Raw genomic sequence first — 14,802 nt, forward strand, 5'->3', positions numbered from 1 at the left:
AGGCGCACGACACGGCCCGTACCCCCGCCGACCGGGGTACGGGCCGTGGTCCGGTGAGAAGCACGCGCGCGTGCGGAGTTTCTACGCCCCGTCGCCGTCCTCCTCCAGCCAGCCGAAGCTCTTCTCCACCGCCCTGCGCCAGTTGCGGTACTCCCGGTCGCGCACCCCCGCCTCCATCGCGGGCGTCCACTCGGCGTCCTTCTGCCAGTGCGACTTCAGTTCGTCCAGGTCGTTCCAGACGCCCGTCGCGAGGCCGGCGGCGTACGCGGCCCCCAGACAGGTCGTCTCCGACACCCGCGGACGGATCACGGGCACGCCGAGCACGTCCGCCTGGTGCTGCATCAGCAGGTGGTTCTTCGTCATGCCGCCGTCGACCTTCAAGGTGGAGATCCGCACCCCGGAGTCCTGATACATGGCGTCCACGACCTCCCGTGTCTGCCAGCTCGTCGCCTCCAGCACCGCGCGCGCGAGATGTGCCTTCGTGACGTACCGGGTGAGGCCGGTGACGACCCCGCGTGCGTCGGAGCGCCAGTACGGGGCGAACAGCCCGGAGAACGCGGGCACGATGTACGCGCCGCCGTTGTCCTCGACGCTCGCCGCCAGGGTCTCGATCTCGTCGGCGGAGCGGATGATCCCGAGTTGGTCGCGGAACCACTGCACCAGCGCGCCCGTTATCGCTATGGACCCCTCCAGGCAGTACACCGGCGCCTCCCCGCCGATCTTGTAGCCCATCGTCGTCAGCAGTCCGCTCTTGGACGGCACCGGCCGGTCGCCGGTGTTCAGCAGCAGGAAACTGCCGGTGCCGTAGGTGTTCTTCGCCGTGCCCACGTCGTAGCAGGCCTGCCCGAACACGGCGGCCTGCTGGTCGCCCAGCGCGGAGGCCACGGGCACCCCGGCGAGCTGCCCGACGGCCGTGCCGTACACCTCGGCGGAGGACCGGATGTCCGGCAGCATCGCCTCGGGGATGTTCATGGCGGCCAGGATGGCGGGATCCCACTGGAGCGTCTCGAGGTTCATCAGCATGGTCCGGCCGGCGTTCGTGACGTCGGTGACGTGCCGGCCGCCGTCGGTGCCGCCGGTGAGGTTCCAGATCAGCCAGGAGTCGATGGTCCCGAAGGCGATCTCGCCACGCTCGGCCCGCTGCCTGAGGCCGGGTACGTGGTCCAGCAGCCAGGCCGCCTTGGGCCCGGAGAAGTAGCTGGCCAGCGGCAGCCCGGTCTGCTCGCGGAAGCGGTCCTGACCGTCCGCGCCGCCCAGTTCGGTGCACAGGGCCGCGGTGCGGGTGTCCTGCCAGACGATCGCGTTGTGCACGGGTTTGCCCGTGGCGCGGTCCCACAGGACCGTCGTCTCGCGCTGGTTGGCGATGCCGAGCGCGCTCAGCTGATCGGCGCGCAGCCCGGCCTTGGCGAGCGCTCCGGCCACCACGGCCTGCACCTTGGCCCAGATCTCGGTCGCGTCGTGCTCCACCCAGCCAGGCTTGGGGAAGATCTGGCGGTGCTCGCGCTGGTCGACGGCGACGATCGCGCCGCCGTGGTCGAAGACGATGCAGCGGCTGGACGTGGTGCCCTGGTCGATGGCGGCGACGAATGTGCCGGCGGTGTCCGTCATGGCTGTCCCTGGGTCGCTGGGTCGGGAAGGACGCGTACGGGGCGGAGAGCGGCGTACGGGAAGACGTACGGGAAGACGTACGGGAAGACGTACGGGGATCAGAAGGCCGCGTGGTAGAGGAGACCGGCGAGCGTGCCGCCGAGCAGCGGGCCGGCGACCGGGATCCAGGCGTAGCCCCAGTCGGACGTGCCCTTGTTGGGGATCGGCAGGAAGGTGTGCACGATGCGCGGACCGAGATCGCGGGCCGGGTTGATGGCGTAGCCGGTGGGGCCGCCGAGGGAGAGTCCGATGCCGACGACGAGCAGGGAGACGATCAGCACGGTGCCGCCGGACTCGCCGAGCCCCTTCGTCAGCCCGAAGGCGAGGACGGGCAGGACGAGCGCCATGGTCGCGATGATCTCGGTGATCAGGTTGGCGACCGGGTTCCGGATCTCCGGGATGGTCGAGAAGATGCCGAGGGTCGGCAGCGGCTCGCCGTCCTCGGCTCCTTCCTCGCGGACGTTGGCCTGGAACTGGGCGAGGTACACCAGGTAGGCGAGTACGGCGCCGAGCATCGCGCCCACGAACTGGCCCAGCAGATACACCCAGACCTGGCCCCACTTGCCGGTGTCGACGGCGATGCCGAGGGTGACCGCGGGGTTGAGCTGGCCGCCGGAGAGGGGAGCCGCGGTGTACGCGCCCGCGAGGACCCCGAAGCCCCAGCCGAACGCGATGACGATCCAGCCCGCGGACCGCGCCTTGGAGTGTCTGAGGGTGACGGCGGCGCAGACACCGGCACCGAACAGGATCAGGATCGCGGTGCCGATGACCTCGCCGACGAATATGTGCCCGTTGCTCATGGCGGCTCCCTTGGCGCGGGTTGGGGGCGAGCGGCCCCGGCCTTCCGTGCAGGAACGGTTCCCTTGGCGACTTCGGCCGAAGGCAGGTGAGGTCCCGCGCCCCGCCCGGCGTCAGTGACGAGCGTGCCGTCGCAGCCGCGATCGCCGGGGAGGGACGGGCCGTGGAGCAGGACAGACCCCTGGCGCAGTGCCTGATAACGCCGAGAATGTACGACGATGTCGGCCGACACCGGGAAGTCTTCACCGGCGCTCGGGGGGCGTCAAGGTTGCCGACGGCGACGGTGACACCGGCGCACCCGCCGGAAGGACGTCTCAACGGTCGTATACGAGGGCGTCGTTCACCACCCCGGCTCGACGGCCGCGTACCCGGCCGGAGCCGCAGCCGCCCCCCTGCCGCCGCGCCGGACCTCGTGACCGGCGGTCCCGGCGCGCCCGAGTACCCAGCTCGCGCCGCGCAGCGCCTTGGCCGCCTTCTTCAGCGGGGCGAGGTGGGCGGCGGCCTGGCGATGGTCGCCCACGCTGCCCGGGGCGCACACGACGGTCGCGAGGGACAGCGTGACCGGCCGGTCGCCCGCCGACCAGGGCGCGTCGAGCACGGTGGCGACCAGCGGATCGAGCGCCTCCTCGTCGGCCAGTACCAGGAAGTCGTCCCCGCCGATGTGCCCCACGCGCGCGTGCCCCACGACCGCCTGCTGCAGCGCGCGGCCCACCGACCGGATCAGCTCGTCGCCCGCGGCGAACCCGGCACCGTCGTTGACCTGCTTGAAGTGATCGATGTACAGCCAGCTGAGCGCGAACGTCCGGCCGTCCGCGATCCACCGGTCCACCTCGGTCGTGATCGCGTCCGAACCGGGCAGCCGGGTCAGCGGATTGAGCGCGGCCGCCTCCTCCACGCGGCTCTCGGCCAGCGCCCGCACCAGGTCCGCGAGCCGTACGACCCCCACGCACCGGTCGTGCGCATCGACCACCGCCACATCGTCCGAGGTCCGGTCCCGGCCGCCGATCGCGACCACGTCCAGCACCTCCCAGGCGGTGGCGTCGACGCCGACCGTGCGGGGCGCGTCCCCCAGCTTGACGGCGGGCCGGTCGGCGTACAGGGCGTGCCCGTACCGGGCGGACATCGACAGCAGGAAGCGCGAGCGGTGCACCGACCGCACGGGACGACCGGACTGGTCCACCAGCAGCACACCCGAGACGTCCGGCGACCCGGTCAGCAGCGCCCGCACCTGCCCCGCCGAGGCGGTCACCGGCAGCACGGCGGCCGGGCGCACGAACTCCCGCACCGACGGCCCGGACCGGGGCACGCTCACGGCATCGGGGGAGCGGGGCGGAACGTATACGTCCGCCGCGGGGATCCGGGCCGGTGGCGCGAACAGCTCGCCCTGTGCCAGCTGTGCGCCAGCCGACAGCGCCGTCGCACACTGCAGTTCGGTCTCGACTCCCTCCACCGCGACCAGGGCGCCCAGCTCCTCGCACAGCGTCCGCATCGCGCGCACCGCGGCCGGCCGGGCCAGCAGCGAGGCGTCGAGCTTCACCAGGTCGGGGGAGAGGTCGGTGAGCAGCCGCAGCGGTACGTCGCCGTCCCCGATGCCGTCCGCGCTGATCCGGAAGCCCTGTTCACGCAGGGCCGCCACCGCCTCCAGCAACGCCCGCTGCGGCACGTGCGTGTAGGGCGGGACGATGTCGAGCGTCACCTCCCAGGGCAGGCGCCCCGCCGTGCGCACGGCGTCGTGCAGCGGGGTGAGGCCGCCGAGGTCGGCGAGCGTGGCCGCGAACACGTTCAGGTGCAGCGGCAGCAGCGTCTCCTTGCGCGTCGCCGTGCGCAGCGCCAACACCGTGAGCCTGCCGTCGAGTTCGGGATCGCGCCGGGCCTCGGCGAGGATGTCCCCGGTCTCCGGGCGGGCGAGTATCTCCAGTGCGGCGACCGCGCCCGTCCTCAGGTTGACCACCGGCTGGAAGGCGAAGCGGAGAGTGTCCGTCCAGGAGTGCACGGGAGCATGATGGCGCCGCCCGCGTACGCCCAGGCGCAGTTCATGAGACATTCACGCAGCATTCCGGGACGATCACCCAGCGTGGACAACCTCATGGATCACTTGCGCACCACCAGCCCCGGATCACCTTCCCCCGGCGGCCCGGACATCTCACGGCGACCACCGCCGATCCGTGCCCGAACAGCCCCTGGGTGGCGGCCCGGTGGACAGGCCGTAGACCTCGCCCGCGGGCTCCACCGCGACCACGGAGTCCGTCGCGATGTCCGGCAGGTCCAGCACCGTGTCGGGGAAACGCGGGGTCACCGCCGACACCGCCCGGCGCCCATGGCGGCGTTCTTCACCTTGACCTGCGCGAAGTCCTCCGGATTCGTCGCGCCCAGCAGCCGGAACCGCAGCCGGTCCGGGTCGTCGGGGTGGTCCCCGCCCGGGGTCGGAAGAACCCCTTGGGCGCGGCGTCCGCCCCGCTCCCCCTGCCGGCCGAGTGCCCTGGCGAAGGTCGCTCCGGCCACATACCCGGGACGCGCCGTGTCCGCGCCGAGCACCTTCACGCCCTCACCCCCGTCGGCCGCCAGTGCCTCCACCTCCAGGCCTGTCCGACGGAGCGTCAGAAGGGTGTCACGGGCACCCGGAAATGGGCAGGGCGGAGACATGACACGACTTACCGGTGTAGTCCGCGGTCTCGTCACCGCCCTCGCCGCCCTGCTGGCCGTGACCACCGCCCCCGCGAACGCCGGGGCGACGACGGAGCCGAAGGCGCCGAAGGACTTCGTGGCCCTGAGAACCGTGGACCCGACGATCATCCAGGAGATGCGCTACTTCACCCCGCACAATTTCGTCGGCGAGCGCATCGACGGCTATGAGCAGCCGATCTGCATCCTCACCCGCCCCGCCGCCGAGGCCCTGCACCAGGCCCAGCTCAGACTGCTGCGCCAGGGCTACACCCTGAAGGTGTACGACTGCTACCGGCCCCAGCGCGCCGTGAACCACTTCGTCCGCTGGGCCAAGGATCTCGACGACCAGGCGATGAAGGGCGAGTTCTACCCGAACGTCGACAAGTCCCGTCTGTTCGCGGACGGTTACATCGCCGAGAAGTCCGGCCACAGCCGCGGCTCGACCATGGACCTCACGATCGTGAAGCTCCCCGCGAGGCCGACCCGGCCCTACCACCCCGGGCAGCCGCTCGTGCCCTGCTACGCGCCCAAGGACGAGCGTTTCCCCGACAACTCCGTCGACATGGGCACCGGATTCGACTGTTTCGACACCCTGGCGCACACACTCGACCCGCGCATCCAGGGCGCCCAGCGCGCCAACCGCCTGCTGCTCAAGAACACCCTGGAGAGCCTCGGATTCGTGAACCTCGCCGAGGAGTGGTGGCACTACACGTACAAGCCCGAGCCCTACCCGGACACCTATTTCGACTTCCCCGTGTCCTGGAAGTCGCTCAGCAGCGGCCACTGAGCAACCTTCGGAAGATGTCCCTCCCCTGATCGGATACAGTCCGCGCGTGTCCGAAACTCAACACCCAACTGCCAACTCCGTGCCGGACTCGCACTGTTCGAGCTGCGGAGCGCTCTATGGAGAGGGCGTGACCGGCTGGCCGCGCACCTGCCCGTCCTGCGGGAACGTCGCCTACCGCAACCCGCTGCCGGTCGCGATCGCACTCCAGCCCGTGTACGACACCCAGGGCACGGCCCTGGTCGTCATCACCCGAACCGTCGCCCCCGCGCGCGGGGGCACGGCTCTGCCCGGCGGCTACGTCGACGACCGCGAGGACTGGAAGCAGGCCGTCGTCCGCGAACTCAAGGAGGAGACCGGCATCGAGGCGGCCGCCCGTGACGTGCGGCTCGTGGACGCCATGAGCTCGCCCGACGGGCACCTGCTGCTGTTCGGGGTCCTCCCGGAACGCTCCGTGGACGGGCTGCCGCCCTCCGACCCCACGGACGAGACCGAGGGCTGGCACCTGCTGCGCCGGCCCGAGGAACTCGCCTTCCCGCTGCACACCGTGGCCGTGCGGGCCTGGTTCGAGGGCCGGTACGTCTGAGCACCCGGCTGAGCCGGGCCCGCTGAGCCGCCCGGCTCAGCCGAGCCCGCGCACCCGCACCGGGCAGGGTGGCTCACCCGAACCGTCCTCCCGCTCCCGGGTGACCACCACCTCCCGGCCCTGCCGGCGGGCGACGTAGCGTTCCGTCTCCGGCTCGCCCCATCCGTCGCCCGCGTCCGGTACGACCAGACCACCCCCGGTGCGGCCCCGCGCGGGCGCCCACACCTCCAGCTCGAGACCGCCGTCCGCGCCCCGCACGGGAAGGACCGCTCCCGCGCGCGCGAACACCGGTATCCGCGACAGCGGCGCGTCCACGAGCACCTGCGCCGGGCCCTCGAACGCCTCCTCCGTCACCGTGTCGTACCAGCGGCCCCGCGGCAGCTGCACCGCCCTGCGGTCCGCACCCGGATCCAGGACCGGGGCGATCAGCAGCCCGTCCCCGAGCAGAAACGTGTCCTCGCAGTCACGCAGCGCCCGGTCCTCCGGAGCGCCCCACCACAACGGCCGCACATAGGGCGCGCCGGTCCGCCGCGCCAGATGCGCCAGCGTCACCCAGTACGGCCGCAGCCGCCCCCGTTCACGCAACGCCACGCGCGCGTGCTCCAGCACCTCGGCACCGAACTCCCAGGGCTCCCTGCGCCCCGCCCGCAGACTCGCGTGCGTGCGGAACAGCGGCAGATACGCGCCGAGCTGGAACCACCGCAGATACAGCTCCGGCGACGGGCTGCCGTCGAAACCCCCCACGTCCGGGCCCGAGTACGGCACCCCGCACAGCCCGAGCCCCAGCACCAGTGACAGCGACGCCCGCAGCCCCGGCCAGCCCGTCGCCACGTCCCCCGACCAGGTCCCCCCGTAGCGCTGCATCCCCGCCCAGCCCGAGCGCGAGAACAGGAACGGCCGCTCCTCGGGCGACAGCTCGCGCAGGCCCTCGTACCCCGCCCGAGCCATGCACAGCGCGTACACGTTGTGCGCCTCCCGATGGTCGCCGCCGCGGCCCTCCAGGTCGTGCCGGGCCGACCGCGGCAGGGTCGGCTCACCGAAGGCGTTGAACGACGTCGGCTCGTTCATGTCGTGCCAGAACCCCGCGAAACCCTGACCCAGCCGCTCCGCGTAGAGTCCGCCCCACCACTCACGCACGCGCGCGTGCGTGAAGTCCGGGAACACCGACTCCCCGGCCCACACCACCCCCCGCACCTCGCGCCCGGCGGCGTCCCGCACGAACGCGTCCTGCGCCGCACCGCTGCCGTACACCGCGTTGCCCGGCGCCGCCTTCACGGCCGGATCGACGATCGACACCAGCCGGATCCCGTCCCGGCGCAGCTCCTCCGCGAGCACCGGCAGCTTGGGGAACCGTTCCTGGTCGACCGTGAACACCTGGTGGCCGTCGTAGTGGTCGATGTCCAGGTGCACCGCGTCCAGCGGCAGGTCGCGCTCCTGGTAGCCCGCGACGATCCGGCGCACCTCCTGCTCGCTGCCGAAACCCCAGCGCGCGTGATGGTGGCCGAGCGCCCACGCGGGCGGCAGCGCGGGCGCCCCGGTCAGCGAGGCCCATGTCGCCAGCACGCGCGCGGGAGTGCCCACCATCACCCAGCAGCGCAGCGGACCGCCGTCCATCCGCACCTCGCAGCGCCCCGCCCGGTCGTGGCCGGACCCGGCGCCCTCCTCGCCCTCCCGCAGCACCACCGTGCCGTCCCACGTGGTGTCGTGGAACACCAGGTGCGTGCCGGCGTCCGCCACCACCAGCTGCACCGGCATGGTCAGATACAGCGGATCGGTGCCGGGCCCGAACGCCCGGCCCGGATCGGTGTTCCACAGTCGGTACGCGCCGTCCCGCAGCCGCGGGCCCGACGCCCGTCCGCCCAGACCGAAGAACCGGGCGTCCGCCGCCACCTCCGACCGCTGCATCCACCGCGCCGTCCCCCCGCCGACCGGCTCCCACCAGCGCGGCGGCAGATCCCGCCGCAGCGTCACCCCGCCCGGAGTGGCAACCTGCACCGCACCGTGCCGCGAGACGACGACCGTCACGCGCTCGGCGACCACCCGCCAGCCACCGTCCTTGTCCGGCTCCAGCACCGCCCGCGGATCCGGCTCCGGACAGCTCCCCGCCAGCGCGTACGACGGCTCGGGACCCGCCCCGTCCCAGCCCCAGAACACCGCCCCGTTCACCGCGACCGTGATCCGCAGCTCCGACCGGCCGAACCGGATGACACCACCCCCGGGACCCGGCTCCACGCCCTCCACCTGCCCCGGCACCCGCGCCCGCTCGGCCCCCCGCCGCGGCAGCCCGGCGGCGTCGATCCGCCTCCTGCGCCACGCGGCCCGTACGGTACGCAACCCCCGAGCCGCCCTCCCCGCACCGACCACACTCACCGAACGCACCAGGTCACGACCGTCCATGCTGCTCACCCTGCCACCGAGCGCCCCACGCGTGCGTGTCGTTCAACTGCCGTTCACCCGTGCCGGGACCACATCTTCACGACAAGGACTGTGTGGGGCGCGCCCTGGTGTAGAAGTCGATCACATGGCATCGTCCCTGTCAGCCGCGTCACGCGCACACCCCAGCACGTGCGCGGACCGACGCCCACGACGCGCACAGCCCGGGAGCCGCCCCATGTCGACCGCGAACCCCCAGCCGCTCTGGCAGCCCGATCCCGAGCGGATCGCCCAGGCCCGCATCACCCAGTTCCAGGCATGGGCCGCCCAGCACCACGGCGCCCCGGCCGACGGCGGCTATCCCGCCCTCCACCAGTGGTCCGTCGACCAGCTCGACACCTTCTGGAAAGCCGTCACCGAGTACTTCGACGTACGGTTCTCGACCGCCTACGCGCGCGTGCTCGGCGACCGCGCCATGCCAGGCGCCCAGTGGTTCCCCGGAGCCACCCTCAACTACGCCGAACACGCCCTGCGCGCCGCCGCCGACCGCGCCGACGAACCCGCCCTGCTGCACGTGGACGAGACCCACGAACCGCGCCCGGTGACCTGGACCGAACTGCGCCGCCAGGTCGGCTCCCTCGCCGCCGAGCTCCGCGCCCTCGGCGTCCGCCCCGGCGACCGCGTCAGCGGCTACCTGCCCAACATCCCCGAGGCCGTCGTCGCCCTGCTCGCCACGGCCGCCGTCGGCGCGGTCTGGACCTCCTGCGCCCCCGACTTCGGCGCCCGCAGCGTCCTCGACCGGTTCCAGCAGGTCGAACCCGTCATCCTGTTCACCGTCGACGGCTACCGCTACGGCGGCAAGGAACACGACCGGCGCGAGACCGTCGCCGAACTGCGCCGCGAACTGCCCACCCTGCGCGCCGTCGTCCACGTCCCGCTCCTCGGCACCGAGGCACCCGAAGGCGCCCTGGACTGGGCGGCCCTGACCTCGGCCGACACCGAGCCCGTCTTCGAACAGGTCCCGTTCGACCACCCCCTGTGGGTGCTCTACTCCTCCGGCACGACCGGCCTGCCCAAGGCCATCGTCCAGTCCCAGGGCGGCATCCTCGTCGAACACCTCAAACAGCTCGGCCTGCACTGCGACCTCGGCCCCGAGGACCGTTTCTTCTGGTACACCTCGACCGGCTGGATGATGTGGAACTTCCTCGTCTCCGGCCTCCTCACGGGCACCACGATCGTCCTGTACGACGGCAGCCCCGGCCACCCCGACACCGGCGCCCAGTGGCGCATCGCCGAACGCACCCGCACCACCCTCTTCGGCACCTCGGCCGCCTACGTCATGGCCTGCCGCAAGGCCGGCGTCCACCCCGCACGCGACTACGACCTGGCCACCGTGAAGTGCGTCGCCACCACCGGCTCGCCCCTGCCGCCCGACGGCTTCCGCTGGCTGCACAACGAGTTCGCAGAGAGCGGGGCCGACCTCTGGATCGCCTCCGTCAGCGGCGGTACGGACGTCTGCTCCTGCTTCGCCGGAGCCGTACCGACCCTGCCCGTGTACACCGGCGAACTCCAGGCCCCCGGCCTCGGCACCGACCTGCAGGCCTGGGATCCGAGCGGCAAGCCCGTCACCGACGAGGTGGGCGAGCTCGTCGTCACCAACCCCATGCCCTCCATGCCGATCCACTTCTGGAACGACCCCGACGGCAGCCGCTACCACGACAGCTATTTCGACACCTACCCCGGCGTCTGGCGCCACGGCGACTGGATCACCGTCACCTCACGCGGCACCGTGATCATCCACGGCCGCTCCGACTCCACCCTCAACCGGCAGGGCGTCCGCATGGGCTCGGCCGACATCTACGAGGTCGTCGAGCGCCTGCCCGAGATCAAGGAATCCCTCGTCATCGGCGTCGAGCAGCCCGACGGCGGCTACTGGATGCCGCTGTTCGTACAGCTCGCACCCGGCGCCGTCCTGGACGAGGCACTCCTGAACCGCGTCAAGCAGGCCATCCGCGAACAGCTCTCACCGCGCCACGTGCCCGACGAGATCATCGAGGTGCCCGGCATCCCGCACACCCTCACCGGCAAGCGCATCGAGGTCCCCGTCAAGCGCCTCCTGCAGGGCACCCCCCTGGACAAGGCGGTCAACCCCGGATCCGTCGACAACCTCTCCCTGCTCGGCTTCTACGAGGAACTCGCCCGCAAACGCGCCTGAACCCACCCTGACCTGCGCAGACGACCGCACCACGCGATCCCCGGCCACCGGCGGCACCCCCATTGTCAGTGCCGCCGGTTACGGTGAGTGAGCATTGATCGACCGCGCACTTTGGGGGAAACATGGCGCACACCGACCGCCAGACCATGCGACGCGTCCTGCGCCGCGAGATCGCCGGCACCATCGGCCTGCTCACCGACGAGCACGACTTCCACGCCATGCGGCGCTACCGCAGCTTCACCTTCGACGACCACACCGCCTATCTCCAGCAGGTCGAGGCACTCCTCAAGACCCGCGCCGCCCAGGGCAGCCACACCACCCTCGCCCTGTTCGACCCCGAGGACTACGCCGCCTACTGCGCGGGCACCGGCCTCGACCCGGAGGCGGCGGCCAGCCGCACCAGGTTCACCGCCGAACTCGCGGCCACCGGCCCCACCATCGCCTACGACGGCCGGCCCCTCGCCACCCTCGTACCGGCCCTCGTCGACGAGGCCGTACGCCAGGCCACCTGGGAGTACGCCACCACCCTCCTGTCCCGCCTCGGCCCCTGCCCCACCTGCGGCGAGGACATCGGCAGGGCCGCCTTCACCCGCGCCTCCGACCTCCTGGTCCGCATCCTCGACACCGCACCGCCCGGCGACCGGCACCTCGTGGTCAGCGTCTCCGGCCCACCGGACACCCTGGTCTCCGTCCTGCACGGCGACCAGGACGGCCATGGCGGCACCCGCCTCGACGAGGCCGAGGCCCTGGAATTCACCAGCGTCCTCGCGCTCGGCCTCGCCACCCGCAGCCCCGGCGGACTCGTCATCCGCACCAGCCGCCCCGAGACACCCGACCGCGTCTACGGCTGGCGACTGCGCACCGGCGACCTCGAAGCGCTCACCGCGGCAGAAGTCTTCGACGCCTACTGCACCGACGTCGAATCCGGCGACCTCATCTCCCCGGAGTCCGGCGTCGACTACTGCGAACCCCCCGACCTCGGAGACGACGGCACGGCCCCGGCCCACCGGCACTGACCGCACCCGCACCACGCAGCCACCACACGTAGAACGCGTCAGGGGCGCCCCACCCAAGGCAGGACGCCCCTGAACCCGACACACCGGACACGGCTGTCGCTACGGCTACTCGCCGGACAGCACCGCCTGAGCAGCGCCGCGCGCCTCCTCGGCACTGTCCGCGGCACGTGCGGCCGCCGCGGCCCGCTCGCACTGCGCCAGCGTGTACTTCGCCAGCGTCGCCCGGACATAAGGAATCGACGCCGACCCCATGGACAGGGAGGTGACCCCCAGACCGGTCAGCACACAGGCCAGCAGCGGATCCGACGCGGCCTCGCCGCACACACCACAGCTCTTGCCCTCGGCCTTGGCCGCCTCGGCGGACAACGCCACCAGGTCGAGCAGCGCCGGCTGCCACGGATCCTGCAGCCGGGACACCGCGCCCACCTGACGGTCGGCCGCGAAGGTGTACTGCGCGAGGTCGTTGGTTCCCAGCGACAGGAACTCGACCTCCTGCAGGATCGAACGCGCCCGCAGCGCGGCCGACGGGATCTCCACCATCGCGCCGAACTTGGCCCGCAGCCCCGCCTCACGGCAGGCGTCCGCGAACGCCTTCGCGTCCGCGCGGTCCGCCACCATGGGTGCCATGACCTCGAGGTAGACGGGCAGCCCCTCGGCGGCCTTGGCCAGTGCGGTCAGCTGCGTGCGCAAGATCTCCGGGTGGTCCAGCAGCGTGCGCAGACCCCGCACGCCCAGCGCGGGGTTGGGCTCGTCGGCCGGAGTCAGGAAGTCCAGCGGCTTGTCCGCGCCCGCGTCCAGCACCCGCACGACCACACGACCCTCGGGGAACGCCTCCAGCACCTGCCGGTAGGCCTCCACCTGCTTCTCCTCGGAAGGAGCGTTCTTGCTGTCGTCCAGGAACAGGAACTCGGTACGGAACAGACCGACACCCTCGGCCCCGGCCTCCACCGCGGCCGGCACGTCCGCCGGCCCACCCACGTTGGCCAGCAGCGGCACCTTGTGGCCGTCCGCCGTCACACCCGGCCCGGTCGACGCGGCCAGCGCGGCCTTGCGCTCGGCGGCCGCGGCCGTCAGTTCGGCCTTCTTCGCCTCGCTCGGGTTCACGAAGATGTCGCCCGTGCTCCCGTCGACCGCGATCACCGTGCCCTCGGCCAGCTCACCGGCACCCGGCAGCGCCACGACCGCCGGCACACCCAGCGCCCGCGCCAGGATCGCGCTGTGACTGGTCGGTCCGCCCTCCTCGGTCACGAAACCGAGCACCAGAGACGGATCCAGCAGCGCGGTGTCGGCAGGAGCCAGATCCCGCGCCACGAGCACATAAGGCTCGTCACTGTCCGGCACACCCGGCATCGGAACGCCCAGCAGCCGGGCGACGATACGATTCCGCACGTCATCCAGGTCGGCCACCCGGCCGGCAAGGTACTCACCGGCGCCGGCCAGCAGCTCGCGGTACGCCGCGAACGCGTCGTACACGGCACGCTCGGCGGTGCTGCCGACGGCGATCCGCCGGTCCACATCGGCCATCAGCTCGGGGTCCTGCGCCATCATGGCCTGCGCCTCGAGCACGGCCTGGGCCTCGCCGCCCGCCAGATTGCCGCGCGCCATCAGGTCGGCGGCGACGGCGTCGACGGCCTGACGGGCACGCCCCTGCTCCCGCTCCGCGTCCTCTGCGGGGATCTGCTTGGCCGGCGGCTCCAGCACCGCCGTGCCCATGTGCCGAACCTCGCCGATGGCCACGCCATGGCTCACGCCCACGCCTCGCAGCGTTGTCTCCATCTCACCCGTCTCCGAATAATGCGGCGGGTCCCGCCGCCGCGATGGTTGTCCTGATACGCCGCCGCTACGACGGCGGAGCCGTCACTGCCAGGCGAAGAGTTCGTCGCCGGCCTTCACGTCACCGCTCTCACGGACGTCGCCGAGGGAGTCGGCCGTGGCTTCGAGCGCGACGACGGGGCAGATGGGGGACTTGCCGGCCGCCTCGACCGCCGAGGGGTTCCAGCGCACGACGGCCTGTCCCCGCGTCACGGTGTCGCCCTTGCTGACGAGCAGTTCGAAGCCCTCACCGTTGAGCTGCACGGTGTCGATGCCGAGGTGGGTGAGCACGCCGTGCCCCTCCGCGTCGACCACGACGAAGGCGTGCGGGTGCAGGGAAACAATGACGCCGTCCACAGGAGCCACGGCCTCGGAGGGCTCGCGTACGGGGTCGATGGCGGTACCCGGGCCGACCATGGCCCCAGAGAAGACCGGATCCGGCACGGCGGCCAGTCCGATGGCGCGTCCGGCAAGAGGGGACGACACGGTGGTCATGGGAAGCCTCCCAGGAGTGGAGCTGCTTACGGGCCGTCACTACCTGTCCCGGACGGCACTGAGCAGCAGGGTATGTCATAGGAAGTTGGGGTTCCGTATGGAAGCTACCAGCTAGTGGTCTAGACCACCACCCCTGCGGATTTGCACCGCCTTCGAGGCTCCGTGTACAGTCGTACTCCTGCTTGGGGCAGAGCGACGTGAAAGCGTCCTCGCTCAGCAGCACCCAAACTCGTCAGATCCTATCTCTGGATTTCCTTCTGCATGTCCGCAGCGGGGTGGTCAGAGAGACGGAAAAACCCTGATAGAGTTTGAAACGTCGAAGGGAAGCCCGGAGGAAAGCCCGAGAGGGTGAGTACAAAGGAAGCGACCGTTCCTTGAGAACTCAACAGTGTGCCAAAAATCAACGCCAGAT

10 protein-coding genes and 1 pseudogene are annotated in these 14,802 nt (G+C 71.7%); 4 read left to right on the forward strand and 7 right to left on the reverse strand.

Going from position 1 to position 14,802, the window contains the following annotated elements; all coding sequences use genetic code 11:
• Positions 1 to 81: 81 nt before the first annotated feature.
• The 4 genes and pseudogenes from glpK to ACH47Z_RS11755 form a co-directional block, all read right to left on the reverse strand.
• Entirely contained in the window at positions 82 to 1,608 is a 1,527-nt protein-coding gene (glpK, locus tag ACH47Z_RS11740; protein ID WP_399073019.1) for a glycerol kinase GlpK, read from the reverse strand.
• Positions 1,609 to 1,706: 98 nt separating this feature from the next.
• Entirely contained in the window at positions 1,707 to 2,447 is a 741-nt protein-coding gene (locus tag ACH47Z_RS11745) for an MIP/aquaporin family protein (protein ID WP_399073020.1), read from the reverse strand.
• A gap of 338 nt (positions 2,448 to 2,785) precedes the next feature.
• The gene (locus ACH47Z_RS11750; protein ID WP_399073045.1) at positions 2,786 to 4,438 is read right to left on the reverse strand and encodes an EAL domain-containing protein; all 1,653 of its coding nucleotides are present in this window, start codon (positions 4,436 to 4,438) and stop codon (positions 2,786 to 2,788) included.
• 204 nt (positions 4,439 to 4,642) lie between these two features.
• A pseudogene (locus ACH47Z_RS11755) lies at positions 4,643 to 4,980 on the reverse strand (hypothetical protein); the annotation flags it as partial.
• 106 nt (positions 4,981 to 5,086) lie between these two features.
• Between ACH47Z_RS11755 and ACH47Z_RS11760 the strand changes: the two are divergent.
• Positions 5,087 to 5,896 carry a M15 family metallopeptidase gene (locus ACH47Z_RS11760; protein ID WP_399073021.1) on the forward strand — a complete coding sequence of 270 codons (810 nt, stop codon included), beginning with the start codon at positions 5,087 to 5,089 and terminating at the stop codon, positions 5,894 to 5,896.
• A gap of 46 nt (positions 5,897 to 5,942) precedes the next feature.
• Entirely contained in the window at positions 5,943 to 6,479 is a 537-nt protein-coding gene (locus ACH47Z_RS11765; RefSeq protein WP_399073022.1) for an NUDIX domain-containing protein, read from the forward strand.
• A gap of 36 nt (positions 6,480 to 6,515) precedes the next feature.
• On the opposite strand, the gene ACH47Z_RS11770 is transcribed toward ACH47Z_RS11765, so the two are convergent.
• Positions 6,516 to 8,876 (reverse strand): glycoside hydrolase family 31 protein, encoded by a 2,361-nt coding sequence (locus ACH47Z_RS11770; RefSeq protein WP_399073023.1) that lies wholly within the window; start codon positions 8,874 to 8,876, stop codon positions 6,516 to 6,518.
• A 214-nt stretch (positions 8,877 to 9,090) separates the two neighbouring features.
• On the opposite strand from ACH47Z_RS11770, the gene ACH47Z_RS11775 reads away from it, so the two are divergent.
• Positions 9,091 to 11,067 (forward strand): acetoacetate--CoA ligase, encoded by a 1,977-nt coding sequence (locus ACH47Z_RS11775; protein ID WP_399073024.1) that lies wholly within the window; start codon positions 9,091 to 9,093, stop codon positions 11,065 to 11,067.
• Between the two features lie 122 nt (positions 11,068 to 11,189).
• The gene (locus ACH47Z_RS11780) at positions 11,190 to 12,083 is read left to right on the forward strand and encodes a hypothetical protein (protein WP_399073025.1); all 894 of its coding nucleotides are present in this window, start codon (positions 11,190 to 11,192) and stop codon (positions 12,081 to 12,083) included.
• A 105-nt stretch (positions 12,084 to 12,188) separates the two neighbouring features.
• On the opposite strand, the gene ptsP is transcribed toward ACH47Z_RS11780, so the two are convergent.
• Positions 12,189 to 13,859, reverse strand: coding sequence for a phosphoenolpyruvate--protein phosphotransferase (gene ptsP, locus ACH47Z_RS11785; protein WP_399073026.1), 1,671 nt, complete (start codon positions 13,857 to 13,859; stop codon positions 12,189 to 12,191).
• Positions 13,860 to 13,940: 81 nt separating this feature from the next.
• The gene (locus ACH47Z_RS11790; protein WP_399073027.1) at positions 13,941 to 14,390 is read right to left on the reverse strand and encodes a PTS glucose transporter subunit IIA; all 450 of its coding nucleotides are present in this window, start codon (positions 14,388 to 14,390) and stop codon (positions 13,941 to 13,943) included.
• Positions 14,391 to 14,802 lie beyond the last annotated feature (412 nt).

The organism is Streptomyces sp. NPDC020192, assembly GCF_044388685.1.
Taxonomy (GTDB): Bacteria; Actinomycetota; Actinomycetes; order Streptomycetales; family Streptomycetaceae; genus Streptomyces.

Coding starts and splice junctions, on each gene's coding strand:
- ACH47Z_RS11780 (WP_399073025.1), top strand. CDS start 11,190: ATGGCGCACACCGACCGCCAGACCATGCGACGCGTCCTGCGCCGCGAG.
- ACH47Z_RS11745 (WP_399073020.1), bottom strand. CDS start 2,447: ATGAGCAACGGGCACATATTCGTCGGCGAGGTCATCGGCACCGCGATC.
- ACH47Z_RS11770 (WP_399073023.1), bottom strand. CDS start 8,876: ATGGACGGTCGTGACCTGGTGCGTTCGGTGAGTGTGGTCGGTGCGGGG.
- glpK (WP_399073019.1), bottom strand. CDS start 1,608: ATGACGGACACCGCCGGCACATTCGTCGCCGCCATCGACCAGGGCACC.
- ACH47Z_RS11790 (WP_399073027.1), bottom strand. CDS start 14,390: ATGACCACCGTGTCGTCCCCTCTTGCCGGACGCGCCATCGGACTGGCC.
- ptsP (WP_399073026.1), bottom strand. CDS start 13,859: ATGGAGACAACGCTGCGAGGCGTGGGCGTGAGCCATGGCGTGGCCATC.
- ACH47Z_RS11775 (WP_399073024.1), top strand. CDS start 9,091: ATGTCGACCGCGAACCCCCAGCCGCTCTGGCAGCCCGATCCCGAGCGG.
- ACH47Z_RS11760 (WP_399073021.1), top strand. CDS start 5,087: ATGACACGACTTACCGGTGTAGTCCGCGGTCTCGTCACCGCCCTCGCC.